Consider the following 18,845-nt stretch of genomic DNA (forward strand, 5'->3'; position numbering starts at 1 on the left):
CGTTAACGCAACGGTTACCCGATGCCTGCTAAGAGAGCTGCATGCATCATTCCTTTCGAAAGCCCAAGGCATTGGTTCCCCTTGCGCTGGTTCAGCTCGCGCTTGTCCTGAGCTCGCCCGCCGCGCGCGCCGAGGCCGACGTGCTGCCGCCGGCCGTCCGCAATGCCAACGCCCAGCTGCTGTCACAGTTTTTCGCGCAAGGTGGCGCCTCGCCGGCCGTGCTCGAATATCGCCGCAAGCTCGCGGAGTACCAGGCCGCGCGCGCAGCCTTCGACGCTGAGGCCGGCGCCTATTGGAGCCAGATCTACGAGAAGCGGAAGACGCGCAACGCCAAGCGGCGCAGCGGGCAGCAGATCACGCTCGACGATTACGTTCTCGAGCATCCGCCGCTCTATAACGGGCCGAAGAAGCCGGTGAATCCCGAGCCGGAGGAAACGCCGGAGCGGCCCCGGAAACCGATTCCGGTGACCGCCGATTTTCTGCGCGCGGCGCAGGAGCTTTACCGGTTCACGCCGCAACGGCCGACCAGCGAGGTCGAGTTCAAGCGCGCCTATGCCCGCTACGCCCTCGCATCCGGGCTGACGCGCGAGCAGGCGGTGCGGGTCTACGCGTTCGAGACCGGCGGCACCGGCACTCACGACGTGCAGGCCGGCATCGAGCATGGCGGCAAGCGCGCGATCTCGACCGCGATGGGCTACAACCAGCTCCTCACCACCAACAGCGTCGAGCTGCTGGCCGAGCAGGGCCATGAGCTCATTCGCGCGCTCTCCGAGAAGGTCACGCGGACCCCGGGGCCGGCGCGCCATGCGCTGGAGCACAAGCTCGCCGTGCTCAAGAAAATGGTGGCGCACGCGAAGTCAGTGCCCGACACCTGGTCGGAGCACGAGAAGATGGGCAGGACTCCCCAAGGCTGGGCCATGCATGCGATGGTCCTCGACATCGACATCGGGCCGATGCTGCAGACCCACAAGCTGCTGACCTCTGTGCTGTTCGCGCGCGCCAAGGGCCACTCCCGCCCGCTCTCCGCGGCCGAGCTCGAGATGATGAACCTCACCGGCGACGGCACGGGCCTCGACATGGTGACGATGCCGCAGGCGATGCGCGAGCAGGTGCCGACCTCGAATTTTTTCCAGCGCGGCGGCTATGAGCGAAACCCGGTCGCGATCCGCCACAATACGGTGGCCAAGCTGCTGGCCGTGACGGACCAGCGGATGGATGCGAACAGCAGCAAAGCCGGGGCGAGGGAGCTGGCGGCGGCGTTTTAGCCCTGTGCCCGCCAAGCTCCGCTGTCATGCCCCGGCCTTGACCGGGGCATCCAGTGGGCCGCGGAGTCTCGATTGAGGCCCACTCGCCGTCGCCTTACTGATCCGGGCCGAACTTGAACTTGCCGTCGCCCTCGAGATACGGGCCGCTGCGCATGTAGAGCTGGCCGTTCTGGCCGATGAAGAACAGCGTGCCTTTCGGCACCTTCTTGGCGCCCTTCAGCAACTCGCCGGCGTTGCTGGTGCCCATCTTGTAGGAATAGGTCTTGCCGTCCCTGTCATAGGCATAGCCCATGTCGGGCCTGAGCTCCCACGGTGTCGCCGTCTGCGCGAATGCCGGCGCGGCGAACGCGCCGAGCATCGGCAAGAGCGCACCCGAAACGCGTGCAAATGTGCTGGTTGAAAATGCCATGATCGATCCTCCCCGTCCTTGGGGCGTCCGGCCCTGAACAAATCACGAACGACATGTCCGGGTCAATTTGCGAAAGCGCCGCAGCGCATCACGACTTGCCCAGCAGCTTGTGATTTTCCCTTCGGCCCCTCGCGACTATGTTCCGCTTTCCGTCTAGAACGCAACTCGACAAGATTATCGGTAGGGATGATTCGGATGCGCCATGTGTTCAAGCTTTGCTGGGCTGCTTTGGTGTCGCTGACCGCGCTGGCGCCGGCGGCCCGGGCCGATGACTACCAGCTCAGTCACAACCAGCGCATCTCGTGCAGCCGCGGCCTTGCCCCGGGCAAGCTGAACACGGCGACCTGCAAATCCTACACCTATCTCTTCAACACCAGGACCTCGGAATATTTCCGTTGTCAGGTCTCGCTGGCGCTGACCCGCGACAACAAGGAGGTCATCAACGTCCAGACCGACGGCGGCTGCATCAAAAAGCCACGCATCTTCGAAACCGACGGCAAGTACGATTTCGACGCCACGGAGACCGAGCCGCCGAACACCAACTCGTTCTTCGGTCCCGGCGGCTATGCGGTCTGGGCCGCCGACGTCGGCGCGCAGAAGGTGCGCGGCTGCATCATCATCTCGTCCGGGCTCGGCTCCGACATCTCCAAGTGCCTGGACATGACCTTCCAGTAGGATCGTCGGCGACGGGGCAGCCTCGCCTCGATCCCTGCCCAGCAAACGGGAGAGGTGTTCCTCCGTTTCCTGCGCCACCTCGCCGCACCCCGCGGGTTCCCAAGGTCGAGCCGGATCGGCCCGTTGCCGCAGTCCTGTTTTGCCTTTTGGATGGGTTGACCCGCACCCCTGATGCGGCCAATTTCGCCGCCGGTTTGGGGAGTACAACAACCATGAAACGGACGATTTTCGGCGTGGCCGCGGCTATTGCTCTGGCGGCGTCGGCACCTTGCGCTCAGGCGCAATCCTTCATCAACGTGCTGACCGGCGGCACCTCGGGCGTCTACTATCCGCTCGGGGTCGCGATCGGGAAGATCTACGGCGAGAAGATTCCGAACGTGAAGACGCAGGTGCAGGCCACCAAGGCGTCGGTCGAGAACCTGATCCTGCTGCAGCAGGGCCGCGGCGAGCTGGCGTTCACGCTGGGCGACTCGCTGAAAGCCGCCTGGAACGGCGAGGAGGAGGCGGGCTTCAAGACCAAGCTCGACAAGCTGCGCACGATCGGCGCTATCTATCCGAACTATATCCAGATCGTCGCCACCGCCGAGAGCGGCATCAAGACGCTGGCCGACCTCAAGGGCAAGAGCCTGTCGGTCGGCGCGCCGAAGTCGGGAACGGAGCTGAACTCGCGCGCGATCCTCGGCGCCGCCGGCATGAGCTACAAGGATCTCGGCAAGGTCGAATATCTGCCGTTCGCCGAATCCGTCGATCTCATGAAGAACCGGCAGCTCAACGCCACGTTGCAATCAGCCGGGCTCGGCGTCGCCTCGCTGAAGGACCTGTCGACCTCCAGCCCGATCACGGTGGTGTCGGTGCCGAAGGAGACGGTGGACAAGATCGGCCCGCCCTTCGTTTCCGCGGTCATTCCGGCCAACACCTATAGCGGCCAGGACAAGGACGTGCCGACTGCGGCCGTGATCAATTATCTCGTCACGAACTCCGCCGTGTCCGACGATCTCGCCTACCAGATGACCAAGCTGGTCTACGAGTCGCTGCCCGAGCTCGTCAACGCGCATGCGGCGGGCAAGGAGATCAAGCTCGAGACGGCGGCCAATGGCAGCCCGGTTCCGCTGCATCCCGGTGCGATCCGCTATTACAAGGAAAAGGGGCTGATCAAGTAGCACAGGAGTCATGGCCGGGCTTGCCCCGGCCATCCATCCTCCAGGACTCATCTTTCGATCGATGCCCGGGTCAAGCCCGGGCATGACGATTTCAGGGCGCGGGAAATATGATATCGCAGGCACAGGCTACCGAGGCCCCCATCAAGGTCGAGTTTGACAATTTCGAGCATGGCTTCCCCGAAGGCTTTGGTCCGGGCAGGTGGGGCCAGCTCGCCTATTGGATCGGCATCGCCTTTGCGGTGTTCCAGCTCTATGTCGCCGCCTTCAACTATCTGCCGAGCCAGGTGGTGCGCGGCGTCCATGTCGGTTTCCTCGTTCTGCTCACCTTCGGCCTGATCGCAAACTTCACCGCGAGAAGCGATTTGGGCCGCGCGGCCGGCTGGGTGATCGGCGGCGCCGGCTTCTACTGCGGCCTCTATCAGTGGATCTTCTATGCCGACCTGATCGCGCGCGACGGCGATCCAACGCGGCTTGATCTCGTGGTCGGCACGCTGCTCGCGGTGCTGATCTTCGAGGGCACGCGGCGGCTGATGGGCGCGGCGCTGCCGCTGATGTGCGGGGCTTGCCTGGTCTACTGGTTCTTCGGCCAGTACCTGCCGTCGCCGCTCAATCACCGGGGCTACGATTTCGACCAGGTCATCACCCATCTGTCGTTCGGCACGGAAGGCTTCTACGGTGTGCCGATCTACGTCTCGGCCACGTACATCTTCCTGTTCATCCTGTTCGGCTCGTTCCTGGAACGCGCCGGCATGATCCAGCTCTTCACCGACGTCTCGCTCGGCCTGTTCGGCCGCACCCGCGGCGGACCTGCCAAGGTTGCGGTGTTCGCCTCGGGCATGATGGGCACGATCTCCGGTTCGGGTGTCGCCAACGTCGTCACCGTCGGCCAGTTCACGATTCCCTTGATGATCAGGTTCGGCTATCGCCGCGCCTTCGCCGCCGGCGTCGAGGCGACGGCCTCGATGGGCGGACAGATCATGCCGCCGGTGATGGGTGCGGTCGCCTTCATCATGGCGGAAACGCTTGGCGTTCAGTACTCGGAGATCGTGAAGGCGGCTGCGATCCCCGCAATGCTCTATTTTGCCTCGGCCTTCTGGATGGTGCATCTGGAGGCCGGCAAGCATGGCCTCGTCGGCATGAAGCGCTCGGAGATCCCGAGCGCCTGGAAGGCGCTGGTGGCGCGCTGGTATCTCGTGCTGCCGCTCGCCGCGCTCGTCTACATGCTGTTCGAGGGCTTCACGCCGCTCTATGCCGGCAGCATGGGCCTTGCGCTGACCGTGACGCTGATCCTCGGCACCGCCGTCACGACGGGCGCCTCCTCGAATGTGATCCGCTACATCTTCTGGATCGGGCTCGCGCTCGTCGTCGCCGCGCTGTCGCGCGACGGCCTCCAGATCGTGCCGGTTGCTACGGTCGTGGTCGGCCTGATCGTGATCACGGCGTTCGTCCGTGGAGGTTTTGCGGCGCTGCGCGCCTGCCGCGATGCGCTGGCCGAGAGTGCAAAATCGGCCATCACGGTCGGCATGGCCTGCGCCATCGTCGGCGTCATCATCGGCATGATGTCGCAGACCGGCGTCGGCACCATCTTCGGCGGCTGGGTGATCGGGCTCGGCGAGAAGAGCCTGTTCCTGGCACTGGTCATGACCATGCTGCTGTCCATTCTGCTCGGCACCGGCATTCCGACCATCCCGACCTACATCATCACCGCCGCGCTTGCCGCGCCGGCGCTCGCGAAACTCGGCGTGCCCCTGATCGCGAGCCACATGTTCGCGTTCTATTACGGCATCATGGCCGACCTCTCGCCGCCGGTGGCGCTGGCCGCGCTCGCGGCCGCACCGATCGCCAAGGAGAATCCAGACAAGATCGGCTGGGAGGCGATGCGCATCGCGCTCGCCGGCTACGTCATCCCCTTCATCTTCGTCTATTCGCCCGCCCTGATGCTGCAGGCTGGCGATCCCATGGCGGCCAAGCTCGGCTTCTATGGCGCAGTGGCGCTGGCGAGCCTGAAGGCGCTGGTGGCGATCGGCTTGTTCGGCATGGTCGCGATCGGGTTCCTGTTCACACGGCTGACGCTGATCGAGCGCCTGGTCGCGCTCGGCGGGGCGTTCTGCCTGCTCGGCGAATTCCCCTTCAGCGACACTGCAGGCTTCGTGCTCGCCGCTGCGCTCGTGCTGTGGCAATGGCGGCAGCGTCCGTCGGCGCCCGTCGAGGCCGTGTGAGCCTCTGCCTCGCAACGGCAGGCTCCGTGAAGGCGCTGGCGATGTCCGCGTTCACGCTTGTATGGACGCATTCGATCGCAAAGGTCGATTGGCAGGAAGACTGGCGTGTCACGCCCGCCGGCCTCGAACTGGTGCAGGCCCGCGTCAAGGGCACCGGCCCCGGCATGGAGCCGCCGTCCGAGGCGCGGCTGGTCGACGGCTGGTTTCAATGGCGGCCGCAGCGTGCTCCGACGCCGGAGGTCGTGCTTGGCAATTCGGGCGCGGCGGGGGAGTGGCGGCTGTGCGTTGACGGACAATGCCGGACGCTTTCGGAGATTGTCGGCCATCCCATTGGTGCTAACGTCACCAAGATGAGCATCTGTAAAGAACCGTAGCCGGATGGAGCGCAGCGAAATCCGGGGGCGGCGGTCCCGGATTGCGCTGCGCTCCATCCGGGCTACAAGAAGAATAAGCAGGGAGACATACGATGGATCGGCTCAGGGGCAAGGTTGCGATGGTCGTGGGCGCCGGCTCGATCGGTCCGGGCTGGGGCAACGGCAAGGCGACCGCGGTGACCTTCGCGCGCGAGGGCGCGCAGGTGTTCTGCGTCGATCGCAACGGCGCGGCCGCCGAGGAGACCGCGAAGATCATCACCGACGAAGGCGGCAAGGCGATCCCGTTCACGGCCGACGTCTCGCGGCACGCCGAGATCGAGACGATGGTGGCAGAGTGCCTGAAGGCCTATGGCCGCATCGACGTGCTCGACAACAATGTCGGCATCGCCGAGATGGGCAGCGTGGTCGAGGTGAGCGAGGAGAGCTGGGACCGCGTCTTCAACGTCAACCTCAAGAGCGCCTATCTCGCCATGAAGCACGTCATCCCCGTCATGGTGAAGCAGGGCGGCGGCTCGATCATCAACATCTCCTCGATCGCCTCGATCCGCCACATGGGCATCTCCTACGTCACCTACGGCACCTCGAAGGCGGCCATGAACCAGATGACGCGCACCACCGCGATCGAGTTCGCGCGTCATCATGTCCGCGTCAACGCGATCCTGCCCGGCCTGATGAAGACGCCGATGGTGGAGCATTCCGCCGGCCTCGCCGCCAGCTACGCCAAGGGTGACGTCGAGGCGATGTGGCGTGCGCGCGACGCGCAGGTGCCGATGGGTCATATGGGCGATGCCTTCGACGTCGCCAACGCCGCGCTGTTCCTCGCCTCGGACGAGTCGAAATACGTGACGGGGATCGAGCTCGTGGTCGACGGCGGGATCACGTGCAAGGCGGGAGCGTAACCACCGCCTCACCCTCTGCTGCCGTCCCGGACAAGCGCGCCACAAGCGCACGCCGGTCCGGGACGACACCGAAAGCTATTGCGCCAGCGCCAGGATGCCGCCGGCAAAGGCGTGCCACACCGCCGTCTCGCTGATCGGCCAGTTCAGCACCTTCACTGCCAGCAATGCGAGCGTGCCGTAGATATAGACGGGATGCACGCGGCCCTCGGTGCGCCAGTCGCGGACCATGGCGACGACGAGCAGAAGCGAGGCGACCACGGCCGGCGCGATGGTGACCGGCACCGGCGGCGGGCCGGGCGGTCCCGGAGGCGCAAGGAAGGTCAGGAACCAGCGCGCGATCGCCGCGTCCAGGATCGAAACCGCGGCAAGCAGCATCAGCCGCCTGTGAATATCGGGCTTTCGCGTGTTCATGATCGCCAGCACGAACACCAGTGCGAAGAACGCGATCCCGCTCATCGGCACGATCGAGAAGGTGATGCCGGCGTCGGCCTGCCCGAGCGCGGCAGCGTTCTTCATCGAGCTGACCGAGGCAAGGAAGCCGAAGATCGTCATCGCGGTGGCGAGCGAGACACCGGCGATCCCGAGCGCGCGATGATTGACCACGCGGCCGGAGGCCACGAGCCAGGTCTGGAGCACGAAGTAGAGTGTCCAGGTGAAGAACAAGAATCCGTGAAAATGAATCACGGGGCTCGCGGAGAGCGCACCACGGGCGAGCGGCATCCAATAGGTCGGCGCGAAGCCAAGAAACGCAGTGGCCGCGCAGGCCAGGGACATGTTCAGATAAAAGTATCGTGCAGGCGACGCATCTCGCGCGCGGACACGACGGTCGTCGATCAGGGTCGTCATCTGGGGTGAGTCTGCGAGGGCGGGCTTTGGTTCAATCCGGCCGTTCACCGTATGGTGCCGTCCCGGATCGTTGCGCGCTGTTGCGTGCTTGCCGGACCGGCGAGAATCATCCCCCTGCGCTCAATTCTGCGCGATCGAGCTCCTCCTCCAGCCGGTGAAACGCGTCGTCGCCGATCACCTCGGTGGCGCGGAGATCGAAAATCGATCTGCGTGCGGCCTCGATGGCGCGGCGGCGCAGGGGATCCGCAGGCAGCTCGCCATTGGCGATGCCGCCGTTGGGATCGTTTTCGGCCTGCATCAGGATGGCGCGATATTCGAGCCGCAGGATTTCGGCCTCTTCCGACGGGTCGCCTTCAATTGCATCGAGCGCGGCGCGATAGGCGACCGCGCGTCCGCGCGCGACCTCGATGCCGACCGGATCGTCGTCCTCGAGGCGGAAGGCGATGATCAGCGGCCGTAGCGTCAGGCCCTGGATCACCAGCGATCCCAGCACCACCGCAAACGCGATGAAGACGATGAAGTCGCGATGGGGGAAGCTCTCCGGCAGGGCAAAGGCTGCAGCGAGCGTGACGAGGCCGCGCATGCCGCACCAGGAGATGATCAGGCCGCCCTTGGCCGAGGCAATCTGCTTCGGATCCTTCGGATGATAGATCCCTTGAGCGACCAGCACACGCAGCGTCGTGCGATAGAATGTCACCCAGAACAGCCGGACCAGCACCACGGTGAGGAGGATCGAGGCGGCGGCCACGCAATATTCCCAGCGCACGTCCGCATCCAGCCGCGCCCAGATCGGCCGCATCTGCATGCCGATCAGCATGAAGGCGAGCACGTTGAGCACGAACACCATCGTTTCCCAGACCGCATAGGACGGCACGCGCAGCCGTGCCGGGATGCGCGCCGGCGCGGTCCGTGCAACCGTGATGGCATAGACCACGATCGTGAGGATGCCGGAGAGGCCGAGATGCTCGGCGGCGATCCAGACCATGAACGTGGTGGCGAACTGCACGATGATCGCGCTGGGCGCCTCCGTCACCCGCTCCATGAACAGCGGAATGATCCGGCCTGCGACGAGGCCCGCGATGACGCTGCCGACCAGCACCAGCGCCATGGTCGGCGCAACCTGGCCCCAGGTCAGATGCTCGGTGGCAACGGCGCCGACGGCAATGTGATAGATCAGGAGTGCGCTGGCATCGTTGAGCAGGCTCTCGCCCTCCAGTACCTTGACCATGCGATGGGGCAGCTTCACCTGGCTCAGGATCGCGACGGCAGCGGCTGCGTCCGGCGGGGCGACAATCGCGCCGAGCGCAACCGCGGCGGCCCAGGGCATGTCGGGCATCAGCCGGTGCGCGACGAAGGCGACGCCGGCCGTGGTCAGGCCGACCGCGGCGACGACCAGGGTCGAGACCGGAACCCAATTGTTTCGCAGATCGCGCAGCGAGGTGTCGTAAGCGGCGTCGAGCAGGACAGGTGCAACAAAAAGCGCCAAGGCCAGGCCGGGCTCCAGCGTCCAGGACGGGCTGGACGGCACAAATGCGATCAGCGCGCCGCCGATGGCGAGAAAGGTCGGGTAGGGGACCTTGATCCGTCGCGCCAGCGCCGATAAGCCAACGGCGCCGAGCAGAAGCGCGATGATCCATTCGAATGTCGACACGATGATCCCCGAACCCGATTTGAGCGGCGCCACAAGCTAGCACCAATCCGGCCGCATGATGGATGATGCGGCTGCAAGGCAAGAGCTCAAGGCAAGAACTCAAGGCTAGAGCTTACGCAAGACCTCAAGACAACTTTCCGATTTGAAACGAGCATGCGTTTTCTCAACCACTTGTTCGGCGCATGGCTGCTCTACGGCCTCTCGCTTGCGTCGGTCGATGCTGCGACCGGCGGCGAGCCGGTTGCGGTGGTGCAGGTCGATCTCGAGTCCTGCCTCGCGGCCACCGCGGCCGACGACCTGGACAAGGCAGCCACGGCCTGCGCCGCCGTGATCGACAATGAGAAGACGGCGAAGGCGGACCTGATCAAGGCCCTGATCGCGCGCGGCGCGCTCTATGCGCGGCACGACCAAGTCGACCGTGCCGTCGCTGACGACAGCCGTGCTCTCCTGCTTGATCCGACCCTTGTGGATGTCTTCAACGCGCGGGGGGAACTCTGGCTCAAGAAGGGCGACAAGCCCAAGGCGGTGCAGGATTTCGGCGCTGCGCTCAGGATCGATCCGAACCACGAGAAGGCCAAGGCAAATCACAAGGCGATGGCACGCGAGCTCGAGCGGATCGGCGCGCAGATGGCGATCGCCGGCAAGCCCAGTTTCAATTGCGCGCGAGCACGCCGGGCGGTGGAAAAGGCGATCTGCGGCAATCGCGAACTCGCCGACCTCGATAGGGAGATCTTTGCATCGAACGCCCGCGTGATCCGCGAGGCGCGCAATGCCGGTGAAGCGAAGGCGCTCCAGCGCGAGCAGGATGAGTTCATCGCGCGCCGCAATGCCGATTTCGGCCGACCGGGATACGACCTGAAGAAGGCCATGCAGGAGCGGCTGCAACGGCTCAACGGCGTGGATGGGTATTGAGGTGTGCCGCCTCTCCTGCGGCTGGGCGACGGAGAGAGGCGCCGGTACCCTGACAACCCCTCTTTGAACCCATCCATTGCCGGCAGCGACAATGGTGAGAACCCGATGTCATGGAGCTCTGTAACATGTGCGGCATTCGAGCCTCCGCGCAAACGCATCCGCCTCGCAAAATCTCGCTTCGCGCCCTCTTCCTTGGCGCGGCAATGAGTCTTGTTCTCGCTCCGGCCGCTGCGAGCACCGAGTGCGTGCTGGGCAGCAAGGCTGACCCGGCCGAGCTGATCTCGGCATGCAGCGTCATCATCGACCAGGCCTCAAATCCGACCACTGATCGCAGCGCGGCTCTCGTCGTCCGCGCCGAAGCCAACGCGCGCACCTCGGGTGGCCTCACGCGGGCGCTGCGCGATCTTGATCGCGCCATCGCGCTCGACGGCAAGAATGCAAAGGCCTGGCGCCTGCGCGGCGACATCTTGCGGGAGGCCGGCGGCGATCTCAATCGCGCTGCGGCGGATCTCACCAAGGCGATCGAGCTCGATCCCGAGGATGCGGAGGCTTATGAGACGCGCGGCGTCGTCTACACCAGTCAGCGCCGACTCGACCGGGCGCTGGCGGATTACGATCAGGCGATCAAGCTGAGGCCGGATGATGCGCAGGCCTGGTCCGACCGCGGCGTGGCCTATTATCTCGGCGGCGACAACGAGAAGGCGATCAGGAATTTCGATGAGGCGCTGCGGCTCGATCCCAGCCGCGCGCGAACCTACACCAATCGCGGCGCGGCCTATAAGAAGCTCGGCCAGCTCGACAAGGCAGTCGCCGACGACGGGGAGGCGATCAGGCTCGATCCGAAGGTGCCGGAATATTATGATAACCGCGGCCTGACCTATGCTGCGATGGGGGAGTACGACAAGGCGATCGCCGATTACGACCAGGCGATCCGGCGGGAGCAGCGCGCCAACTTCCTGACCAATCGCGGCGATTCCTACCAGTTCAAGGGCGAGCTCGGGGCTGCGCTGAGCGACTACGAGGCTGCGCTGAAACTCGATCCGAACTTCGCCAAGGCGTACAACAACCGCGCCGTGCTCTACAAGAAGATGGGGGAGCGCAAGAAGGCGCTGGCCGACTACGAGACGGCGCTCAAGCTGGACCCCGGCAACGAGAATGCCGCGAACGGCCGCCGCAGCATGATCGCCGAGATCGCCAAGTTCGGCGCGGCAACGCCAGGTCCGATACATGCGCGCTCGGCGGACGATAGCGGCCCGTCGTTCGATTGCGCCACGGCCAAACGCGAGGTCGAGAAGGCGATCTGTGCCGATCCGCAGCTGGGCGTGCTCGACCGCCAGATCGCCGAGACCTATGAACGTGTGCTGAGGACCTCGAAAGGACGTTCCGCGGGCGACCTGCGCAAGACCCAGCGCGCCTTCATCGCCACCCGCAACGCCAGCTTCGGCCGTCCCGGCTATGATCTGAAGAAGATCATGCAGGATCGCCTGCAGCGGCTGAACGCCGTGGGAAGCTGAGGGCCGATTCTTGTCCCTCGCCCCGTAAGAACCGGGAGAGGGAGATGACCCGTTCTTTCAGCTTGAACCGCGGCCCATTCCCGGGAAAATACCCGCCAAAGAAGCCGGCAATTGATCCTGATCATGGCGGGACGTTCGTCCGGTCGTCAGGTCAAGGCCAGCGAAAAAAGGGAATGGGAGCGCGGGAATGAACGTCCAGGGCGAGAGTCTCTATCACAAGGTCCACGCGCGTTCGCTGGCCGATCCCGAAGGATTCTGGTCCGAGGCGGCCAAGGAGATCGACTGGGTCGAGTCGCCGAAAAAAATCTTCGACCCCTCGCAAGGAACCTACGGCCGCTGGTTCGCCGGCGGTGTCGTCAACACCTGCTACAACGCGCTCGACCGCCATGTCGAACGCGGCCGCGCCGACCAGCTCGCGCTGATCCATGATTCGCCGCTGACCAATTCGGTCACAAAGCTCACCTACGCGGAGTTGCTGAACGAGGTGCAGGCGCTTGCCGCCATCATGCACGATTTTGGCGTCGCCAAGGGCGATCGAGTCATTCTGTATATGCCGATGGTGCCCGAGGCGGTGGTTGCGATGCTCGCCTGCGCGCGGATCGGCGCGGTGCACTCGGTGGTGTTCGGCGGCTTCGCCGCAAAGGAGCTTGCCACTCGCATCGACGACGCCCAGCCGAAGCTTATTCTCTCCGCGAGCTGCGGCATCGAGCCGGGCCGCATCGTGCAGTACAAGCCGTTGCTCGACGAGGCGATCAGGCTGGCCGGCAGCAAGCCGAAGGCCTGCATCGTGCTGCAACGTCCGCAGCTCACCTGCGATCTGACTGCAGGCCGGGACTATGATTGGGCGAGCCTGCGCCGAAAGGCGCTGAACGACGGCAAGAAGGCTCCCTGCGTTCCCGTTGCCGCCACCGATCCGCTCTACATCCTCTACACCTCGGGTACGACGGGCATTCCGAAAGGCGTCGTGCGCGACAATGGCGGGCACCTCGTTGCAGTGAAATGGTCGATGTTCAACCTCTATGGCGTCAAGCCGGGGGAAGTCTGGTGGTGCGGCTCCGACATCGGCTGGGKGGTCGGCCACAGCTACATCGTCTACGGGCCGCTGTTCCACGGCGCGACCACCATCATGTATGAGGGCAAGCCGGTCGGCACGCCCGATGCCGGCGCATTCTGGCGCGTCATCAGCGAGCACAAGGCCGTCGCCTTCTTCACGGCGCCGACCGCATTCCGCGCGATCCGGAAAGAGGATCCGGAAGGAAAATTCATCCGGCAATATGATCTCACCAAGTTCCGCACGCTGTTCCTCGCCGGCGAGCGCGCCGATCCGCCGACGGTGGAATGGGCGGAGCAGCAGCTGAAGGTGCCGGTGATCGACCATTGGTGGCAGACCGAGACCGGCTGGTGCATCGCCGGCAATCCGGTCGGGCTCGGCATGCTGCCGGTGAAGCACGGCTCGCCGACGGTGCCGATGCCGGGATACCAGGTCGACGTGGTCGATGAAGCGGCCAAGCCGGTAGGTCCCAACACCATGGGCTCGATCGTCATCAGGCTGCCGATGCCGCCGGGCTGCCTGCCGACGCTGTGGAATCAGGACGAGCGCTTCAAGGAGGCCTATCTCAGCGAATTTCCCGGCTATTACAAAACGTCCGATGCCGGCTACAAGGACGACGACGGCTATGTCTTCGTCATGGGCCGCACCGACGACATCATCAACGTCGCCGGGCATCGGCTCTCCACCGGCGGCATGGAGGAGATTCTGGCCTCGCATCCCGACGTCGCCGAATGCGCCGTGCTCGGCGTCAAGGACGCGATCAAGGGCGAGGTGCCCTGCGGCTTCCTCGTGCTCAAGGCCGGCGTGAAACGCGCGCCCGCCGAGATCGAGAAGGAGATCATCGCATTGGTGCGCGACAAGCTCGGCCCGGTCGCCGCCTTCAAGCTCGCCATCACCGTCGGTCGCCTGCCCAAGACGCGCTCCGGAAAGATCTTGCGCGGCACCATCAAGAAGATCGCCGACGGCGAGTCCTGGACCATGCCGGCGACGATCGAGGACCCCAAGGCGCTCGAGGAGATCGGGGAGGCCCTGAAGGGGCGGGTGTGAGTTTGCTCTTCCGTCATGCCGGGGCTTGACCCGGGCATCCATCAATGAGCAAGCAATTGCCTTGATTTCGATGGATTGCCGGGCCAAGCCCGGCAATGATGAATGAGACGGGACGACCAATGTCAGCCAAGCTCGCGCAGTATGGGGCAATCTCCCTGCTAGCCCTCGCACTCGCTGCCTGCTCCGCGCGCTACCAGACGCCGGTGGCGGTGGGCGGCGACGACGATGACGCGGTCTGCCAGGGCCGGGGCTATGCGCAAGGTTCGCCGGAATACGTGGCCTGCCGGAAGGATCGGGACGTCCAGCGCAATGCCGCCGTCGCCCGCGCCGACCGCCGCCAGCGCGATCTCGGCGAATACATGCTGAACAATCCCGTGCGGCCGTGATGTGAGCCGCGGCACTATGGTGCTGCGCCACGCGCCCATTCGTCAGGCTTTCCGTGACACAATTGCAACGCCGCGGCCAAATCGTGGCGCGCTTGTCCTGATTTGATCGGCGTCAAATCCTTCACGCCCCCCTTTCTGCTCTGACGCTCGTGTCGCGCGACGATGCGCGAGAGATGGCTGAAGGGGATTGAAATGCATAGAACGACGAGAAACCTGGCGCGGCTCGCCACAATTGGCGCGATGCTCGTGGGCACTCTTGCCTCGGCGCAGGCTGCCGATCTGCCGGTCTACAAGAAGGCGCCGCCGCCGGTGGAGGCGTTCAATCCGTGGATGATCCGCCTGCGCGCGCTGGGCGTGTTGCCCGATGGCGGCGGCAGCAGCGTCACCGTGGCGGGCGTGCCTTCGCTCTCGTCACCCAATTCCGGCCTCTCGATCAGCGATCAGGTCGTCCCCGAGCTCGACATCAGCTATTTCTTCACCAAGAACATCGCGGCCGAGCTGATCCTGGGTGTGACCCGGCATTCGATCAGCGGCACCGGCTCGCTGGCGAACCTGCCGATCGGCAAGACCACGCTGCTGCCGCCAACGCTGACGCTGCAATATCACTTCGACAATTTCGGCGCGTTCAAGCCCTATATCGGTGCGGGCGTGAACTACACCGTGTTCTTCAACAATTCCGCCGCGAATGTGCCTGCCGCAATCGCCGGTCCCCCCGCGATCGTCGCCACCACCACCAACCTGCACGTCAGCAACGCCTGGGGCGGCGCCGTCCAGTTCGGCTTCGATTACATGATCGACCGGCACTGGGGTCTCAACGTCGACGTCAAGAAGCTCTGGCTGCGTCCGAACTACAGCGCGACCGTCAGCGGGTTGCCGGTCACCGGCACCGCGCACATCGATCCGTGGCTGGTCGGCGCGGGCGTGACGTATAAGTTCTGACGCGACGCCCGAACCAGGGCGCACAAACAAAAACGCGGCTGGTGTCCCTGCCGCGTTTTTTCTTTGCCTTCGATGCGAATGAAGAGGAGCCTTACTCCTCCTCGTCTTCGTGCTTCTTGCCGCCGAGCGTCTTCAGCTTGGCGAATACGGCGTCCACGTTGAGGTCGTCGCTGGACTTCTCCGCGGGCTCGTACTCGTCCTTGCGGGTGGTCTCGGAGGCCGGCAGCAGGGTGGCGCCGCCATAGGCCGCGTCGATCGGCTTTTCCTTGGCGGCGCGCTGCACCTCGAAATCGAGCTCGATCTGCGAGCAGAGGCCGAGCGTGACCGGATCGATCGGGGTCAACGCCGACGTGTTCCAATGGGTACGGTCGCGCACGCTAGCGATCGTGCTCTTGGTGGTGCCGACCAGGCGCATGATCTGGGCGTCCTTGAGCTCGGGGTGGTTGCGCAGCAGCCAGAGGATGGCGCTCGGGCGCTCGTGGCGGCGCGACACCGGGGTGTAGCGCGGTCCCTTGCGCTTGGGCTGGGGCGGCAGCACCACCTTGCTCTCCTGGAGGCGGAGCCGGTAGTCCGGGTTCTTCTCACCCTTCTCGATCTCCTCGCGGGTCAATTGGCCGTTGGAGAGGGGATCCATGCCCTTGATGCCCTGGGCCGCGTCGCCGTCGGCGATCGCGCGCACCTCGAGGGGATGCATCTTGGTGAAATCGGCGACCTGGTCGAAGGTCAGCGCGGTGTTGTCGAGCAGCCAGACGGCGGTCGCCTTGGGCATCAGAGGTGCGTTGCTCATGGCAAATCTCCTTTGTGCTTCGCCCACCCCTCTGGAGGCGAAACCGGTAGTCATCAACGATGACAGGGAATTCGCGCTATATAAGCCGGGAGGGGGTAGCCACGCAATGGTTCCGCTATAGATAGTGCCTTGACACCGCCCGAAAGGGGGCCCAATTCCCTTTGAACCGCTGTAAGGTTCAAGCCGACAGTTTTAAGCCCCAATCCATCCATCGACCGCCCCCTGCCACAAGGCGAAACGGGCGATTCGGTCACGAGATCGCTCAATGTCAGCCAAACCAGACCTCAAGATCGTGCTTTGTTCTCCCCGCGGCTTCTGTGCCGGGGTGGTCCGGGCGATCGACACCGTGGAGCGGGCGCTCGATAAATACGGCGCCCCCGTCTATGTTCGCCACGAGATTGTGCACAACAAGTATGTCGTCGACGGGTTGAAGAAGAAGGGCGCCATCTTCGTCGAGGAGCTGGCAGAGATCCCGGAAAACACCAGCGCTCCCGTGGTGTTCTCGGCGCACGGCGTGCCCAAATCGGTTCCAGCCGACGCCCAGTCCCGCAACCTGTTCTCACTGGATGCGACCTGCCCGCTGGTGACGAAGGTGCACCGCGAGGCCGCGATCCATTTCAAGCGGGGTCGCGAGATCTTCCTGATCGGCCACTCCCATCATCCCGAGGTGGTCGGCACGCTCGGCCAATTGCCGCCCGGCGCCGTCACCCTGATCGAGACCGCCGAGGACGCCAAGACCATCACGCCGAAGGACCCCAACAACCTCGCCTTCGTGACCCAGACCACGCTGTCGATCGACGACACCGCGGAGATCGTCGCGCTGCTCAAGGAGCGCTTCCCGAACATCAACGGGCCGCACAAGGAAGACATCTGCTATGCGACCACCAACCGCCAGCTCGCGGTGAAGAAGGTGGCGCCTGTGGTGGACGCGCTGATCGTGGTCGGCGCGCCCAACTCGTCGAACTCGCAGCGCCTGCGCGAAGTCGCCGAGCGAGAGGGCTGCAAGATCGCGGTGCTGGCGCAGCGCGCAACCGACCTCGACTGGAGCAGGTTCGAGAACATCAAGAGCCTCGGCATCACCGCGGGCGCGTCGGCGCCGGAAGTCATCGTCGAGGAGATCATGGACGCCTTCGCCGAGCGCTTCACGCTGCATGTGGAGACGGTCTCGGCCGCGGAAGAAAACGAGTTCTTCCCGCTTCCGCGCCAGGTGCGCCCCGAAGCCGCCGCCGAGTGATCGTTCATGGCGGTCTACACCGACGTCGCCGCCGACGAGCTTGCGGATTTCCTGAAACAGTACGATCTCGGCGAATTGCTCTCCTACAAGGGCATCGCCGAGGGCGTCGAGAATTCCAACTTCCTGCTGCACACCGGCAAGGGATCATTCATCCTCACGCTCTACGAGAAGCGCGTGGCGAAGAACGACCTGCCGTTCTTCCTGGCGCTGATGACGCATCTTGCCGAGCACGGCGTCAATTGCCCGCTGCCCGTGAAGGGACGCGACGGCGAGTCGCTGCGCGAGCTCGCAGGCCGGCCCGCCGCGATCATCACCTTTCTCGAAGGCGTCTGGCCGCGCAAGCCGAATGCGGCGCATTGCGCCGGCGTCGGCGAGGGGCTGGCAAGGATGCATCTGGCCGGCGCCAGTTTTGCAATCCGGCGCGCCAATGCGCTCTCGGTTTCCGGCTGGCGGCCGCTGTTCGATGCGGCTTCGAACCGCGCCGACGAGGTGCAGCCGGGCCTGCGCGACTTTCTTGCCGCCGAGCTCGATCATCTCTCGAGCGGGATCTGGCCCACCGATCTGCCGGAAGGCGTCATCCACGCAGATCTCTTCAACGACAATGTCTTCTTTCTCGGCGACAAGCTCTCGGGGATCATCGACTTCACCTTCGCCTGCAACGACATGCTGGCTTATGACGTCGCCATCTGCCTCAACGCCTGGTGCTTCGAGCCGGATCATTCCTTCAACGTCACCAAGGCGCGCGCCTTCCTCAACGCCTATGGCCGCGTGCGAAAGCTCACCTCGGCGGAAGAGGCGGCGCTGCCGCTGCTGGCGCGCGGCGCCGCGATCCGTTTCCTGCTGACGCGGCTGGTCGACTGGCTCAACGTGCCGCCGGGCGCGCTGGTCAAGCCAAAGGATCCTCTGGAATATGTCCGCAAATTGCGCTTCCACCAGAGCGTGGCGAGCGCACGCGACTATGGGCTGATGCCATCGGGGCTGGTGGCGTGAGCGAGCGTCCCAATGTCACGATCTATACCGATGGCGCCTGCTCGGGAAATCCCGGCCCGGGCGGCTGGGGCGCGATCCTGAAGTTCGGCGACAAGGAAAAGGAGCTGAACGGCGGCGAGCGGCATACCACCAACAACCAGATGGAACTGATGGCGGCGATCTCCGCGCTCGAAGCGCTGAAGAAGCCGTGCACGGTCGATCTCTACACCGACAGCCAGTATGTCCGACAAGGCATCACGGGCTGGATCTTCGGCTGGAAGCGCAACGGCTGGCGCACCGCCGACAAGAAGCCGGTGAAGAATGTCGAGCTGTGGCAGCGCCTGGATGCCGCGCTGAAGCAGCACGAAGTCCGCTGGCACTGGGTCAAGGGCCATGCCGGCCACCCCGAGAACGAGCGGGCCGACCAGCTCGCCCGCGACGGCATAGCCATGGCGCGGTTGCAGCAGCGGGTGACGGAGTAGGTGTCATTCCGGGGCTCGCCCTGCGC

The 18,845-nt window shown here is 64.8% G+C and carries 18 protein-coding genes; 14 read left to right on the top strand and 4 right to left on the bottom strand.

Translation table 11 applies throughout. From position 1 onward, the window contains the following. Positions 1-41 precede the first annotated feature (41 nt). On the top strand, positions 42-1,265 hold the full coding sequence (locus ASG57_RS15960) for a hypothetical protein (protein WP_024339020.1): 1,224 nt from the start codon (positions 42-44) through the stop codon (positions 1,263-1,265). A gap of 94 nt (positions 1,266-1,359) precedes the next feature. On the opposite strand, the gene ASG57_RS15965 is transcribed toward ASG57_RS15960, so the two are convergent. Further along, positions 1,360-1,674 carry a hypothetical protein gene (locus tag ASG57_RS15965; protein ID WP_024339019.1) on the bottom strand — a complete coding sequence of 105 codons (315 nt, stop codon included), beginning with the start codon at positions 1,672-1,674 and terminating at the stop codon, positions 1,360-1,362. A gap of 195 nt (positions 1,675-1,869) precedes the next feature. Between ASG57_RS15965 and ASG57_RS15970 the strand changes: the two genes are divergently transcribed. The 5 genes from ASG57_RS15970 to ASG57_RS15990 all read left to right on the top strand — a co-directional run bounded on the left by ASG57_RS15970 (position 1,870) and on the right by ASG57_RS15990 (position 7,001). Continuing rightward, on the top strand, positions 1,870-2,349 hold the full coding sequence (locus ASG57_RS15970; RefSeq protein ID WP_024339018.1) for a hypothetical protein: 480 nt from the start codon (positions 1,870-1,872) through the stop codon (positions 2,347-2,349). A gap of 212 nt (positions 2,350-2,561) precedes the next feature. Beyond that, the gene (locus ASG57_RS15975) at positions 2,562-3,509 is read left to right on the top strand and encodes a TAXI family TRAP transporter solute-binding subunit (RefSeq protein WP_024339017.1); all 948 of its coding nucleotides are present in this window, start codon (positions 2,562-2,564) and stop codon (positions 3,507-3,509) included. A gap of 107 nt (positions 3,510-3,616) precedes the next feature. Then, entirely contained in the window at positions 3,617-5,728 is a 2,112-nt protein-coding gene (locus ASG57_RS15980) for a TRAP transporter permease (RefSeq protein ID WP_024339016.1), read from the top strand. Then, the gene (locus ASG57_RS15985) at positions 5,689-6,102 is read left to right on the top strand and encodes a DUF1850 domain-containing protein (RefSeq protein ID WP_035698080.1); all 414 of its coding nucleotides are present in this window, start codon (positions 5,689-5,691) and stop codon (positions 6,100-6,102) included. The genes ASG57_RS15980 and ASG57_RS15985 overlap by 40 nt, the downstream gene beginning before the upstream one ends. Before the next feature lie 92 nt (positions 6,103-6,194). Next, the gene (locus ASG57_RS15990; protein WP_024339014.1) at positions 6,195-7,001 is read left to right on the top strand and encodes an SDR family NAD(P)-dependent oxidoreductase; all 807 of its coding nucleotides are present in this window, start codon (positions 6,195-6,197) and stop codon (positions 6,999-7,001) included. 75 nt (positions 7,002-7,076) lie between these two features. Here the strand turns inward: ASG57_RS15990 and ASG57_RS15995 are convergent, their stop codons facing one another. After that, positions 7,077-7,847, bottom strand: coding sequence for a hypothetical protein (locus tag ASG57_RS15995; protein ID WP_057196818.1), 771 nt, complete (start codon positions 7,845-7,847; stop codon positions 7,077-7,079). A gap of 106 nt (positions 7,848-7,953) precedes the next feature. Further along, positions 7,954-9,531: a cation:proton antiporter gene (locus tag ASG57_RS16000; protein WP_156402713.1), complete on the bottom strand. Its 1,578-nt coding sequence runs from the start codon at positions 9,529-9,531 to the stop codon at positions 7,954-7,956. Between the two features lie 120 nt (positions 9,532-9,651). Between ASG57_RS16000 and ASG57_RS16005 the strand changes: the two genes are divergently transcribed. From ASG57_RS16005 to ASG57_RS16025, 5 genes are all read left to right on the top strand, one after another. Then, positions 9,652-10,410 (top strand): tetratricopeptide repeat protein, encoded by a 759-nt coding sequence (locus ASG57_RS16005; RefSeq protein WP_057196819.1) that lies wholly within the window; start codon positions 9,652-9,654, stop codon positions 10,408-10,410. Between the two features lie 125 nt (positions 10,411-10,535). Then, a complete protein-coding gene (locus tag ASG57_RS16010; protein ID WP_057196820.1) occupies positions 10,536-11,924 on the top strand; it encodes a tetratricopeptide repeat protein in 1,389 nt (462 codons plus the stop codon). A gap of 187 nt (positions 11,925-12,111) precedes the next feature. Beyond that, the gene (locus ASG57_RS16015; protein WP_057196821.1) at positions 12,112-14,022 is read left to right on the top strand and encodes a propionyl-CoA synthetase; all 1,911 of its coding nucleotides are present in this window, start codon (positions 12,112-12,114) and stop codon (positions 14,020-14,022) included. Between the two features lie 119 nt (positions 14,023-14,141). Beyond that, positions 14,142-14,408, top strand: a complete 267-nt coding sequence (locus tag ASG57_RS16020) for a hypothetical protein (protein ID WP_024339008.1) — start codon at positions 14,142-14,144, stop codon at positions 14,406-14,408. A 192-nt stretch (positions 14,409-14,600) separates the two neighbouring features. Then, on the top strand, positions 14,601-15,347 hold the full coding sequence (locus ASG57_RS16025; protein WP_024339007.1) for an OmpW/AlkL family protein: 747 nt from the start codon (positions 14,601-14,603) through the stop codon (positions 15,345-15,347). A gap of 91 nt (positions 15,348-15,438) precedes the next feature. On the opposite strand, the gene ASG57_RS16030 is transcribed toward ASG57_RS16025, so the two are convergent. Continuing rightward, complete coding sequence (locus ASG57_RS16030) at positions 15,439-16,134, bottom strand: DUF1013 domain-containing protein (protein WP_024339006.1); 696 nt, start codon at positions 16,132-16,134, stop codon at positions 15,439-15,441. A 265-nt stretch (positions 16,135-16,399) separates the two neighbouring features. Between ASG57_RS16030 and ispH the strand changes: the two genes are divergently transcribed. Genes ispH through rnhA form a run of 3 tightly spaced genes read left to right on the top strand, consistent with a single transcriptional unit; the run spans position 16,400 to position 18,819 of the window. Beyond that, a complete protein-coding gene (gene ispH / locus ASG57_RS16035) occupies positions 16,400-17,368 on the top strand; it encodes a 4-hydroxy-3-methylbut-2-enyl diphosphate reductase (protein ID WP_024339005.1) in 969 nt (322 codons plus the stop codon). A 6-nt stretch (positions 17,369-17,374) separates the two neighbouring features. Then, positions 17,375-18,358, top strand: a complete 984-nt coding sequence (locus tag ASG57_RS16040; protein ID WP_057196822.1) for a homoserine kinase — start codon at positions 17,375-17,377, stop codon at positions 18,356-18,358. Beyond that, positions 18,355-18,819 (top strand): ribonuclease HI, encoded by a 465-nt coding sequence (rnhA, locus tag ASG57_RS16045; protein ID WP_024339003.1) that lies wholly within the window; start codon positions 18,355-18,357, stop codon positions 18,817-18,819. The genes ASG57_RS16040 and rnhA overlap by 4 nt, the downstream gene beginning before the upstream one ends. Positions 18,820-18,845: the final 26 nt, after the last annotated feature.

This window comes from Bradyrhizobium sp. Leaf396 (assembly GCF_001424605.1).
In the GTDB taxonomy this organism is placed as follows: Bacteria; Pseudomonadota; Alphaproteobacteria; order Rhizobiales; family Xanthobacteraceae; genus Bradyrhizobium; species Bradyrhizobium japonicum_C.

Bases quoted from the DNA above. Each gene is read 5' to 3' on its own strand.
- ASG57_RS15960 (WP_024339020.1), top strand. From the start codon at position 42: ATGCATCATTCCTTTCGAAAGCCCAAGGCATTGGTTCCCCTTGCGCTG.
- ASG57_RS15965 (WP_024339019.1), bottom strand. From the start codon at position 1,674: ATGGCATTTTCAACCAGCACATTTGCACGCGTTTCGGGTGCGCTCTTG.
- ASG57_RS15970 (WP_024339018.1), top strand. From the start codon at position 1,870: ATGCGCCATGTGTTCAAGCTTTGCTGGGCTGCTTTGGTGTCGCTGACC.
- ASG57_RS15975 (WP_024339017.1), top strand. From the start codon at position 2,562: ATGAAACGGACGATTTTCGGCGTGGCCGCGGCTATTGCTCTGGCGGCG.
- ASG57_RS15980 (WP_024339016.1), top strand. From the start codon at position 3,617: ATGATATCGCAGGCACAGGCTACCGAGGCCCCCATCAAGGTCGAGTTT.
- ASG57_RS15985 (WP_035698080.1), top strand. From the start codon at position 5,689: ATGGCGGCAGCGTCCGTCGGCGCCCGTCGAGGCCGTGTGAGCCTCTGC.
- ASG57_RS15990 (WP_024339014.1), top strand. From the start codon at position 6,195: ATGGATCGGCTCAGGGGCAAGGTTGCGATGGTCGTGGGCGCCGGCTCG.
- ASG57_RS15995 (WP_057196818.1), bottom strand. From the start codon at position 7,847: ATGACGACCCTGATCGACGACCGTCGTGTCCGCGCGCGAGATGCGTCG.
- ASG57_RS16005 (WP_057196819.1), top strand. From the start codon at position 9,652: ATGCGTTTTCTCAACCACTTGTTCGGCGCATGGCTGCTCTACGGCCTC.
- ASG57_RS16010 (WP_057196820.1), top strand. From the start codon at position 10,536: ATGTGCGGCATTCGAGCCTCCGCGCAAACGCATCCGCCTCGCAAAATC.
- ASG57_RS16020 (WP_024339008.1), top strand. From the start codon at position 14,142: ATGTCAGCCAAGCTCGCGCAGTATGGGGCAATCTCCCTGCTAGCCCTC.
- ASG57_RS16025 (WP_024339007.1), top strand. From the start codon at position 14,601: ATGCATAGAACGACGAGAAACCTGGCGCGGCTCGCCACAATTGGCGCG.
- ASG57_RS16030 (WP_024339006.1), bottom strand. From the start codon at position 16,134: ATGAGCAACGCACCTCTGATGCCCAAGGCGACCGCCGTCTGGCTGCTC.
- ispH (WP_024339005.1), top strand. From the start codon at position 16,400: ATGTCAGCCAAACCAGACCTCAAGATCGTGCTTTGTTCTCCCCGCGGC.
- ASG57_RS16040 (WP_057196822.1), top strand. From the start codon at position 17,375: ATGGCGGTCTACACCGACGTCGCCGCCGACGAGCTTGCGGATTTCCTG.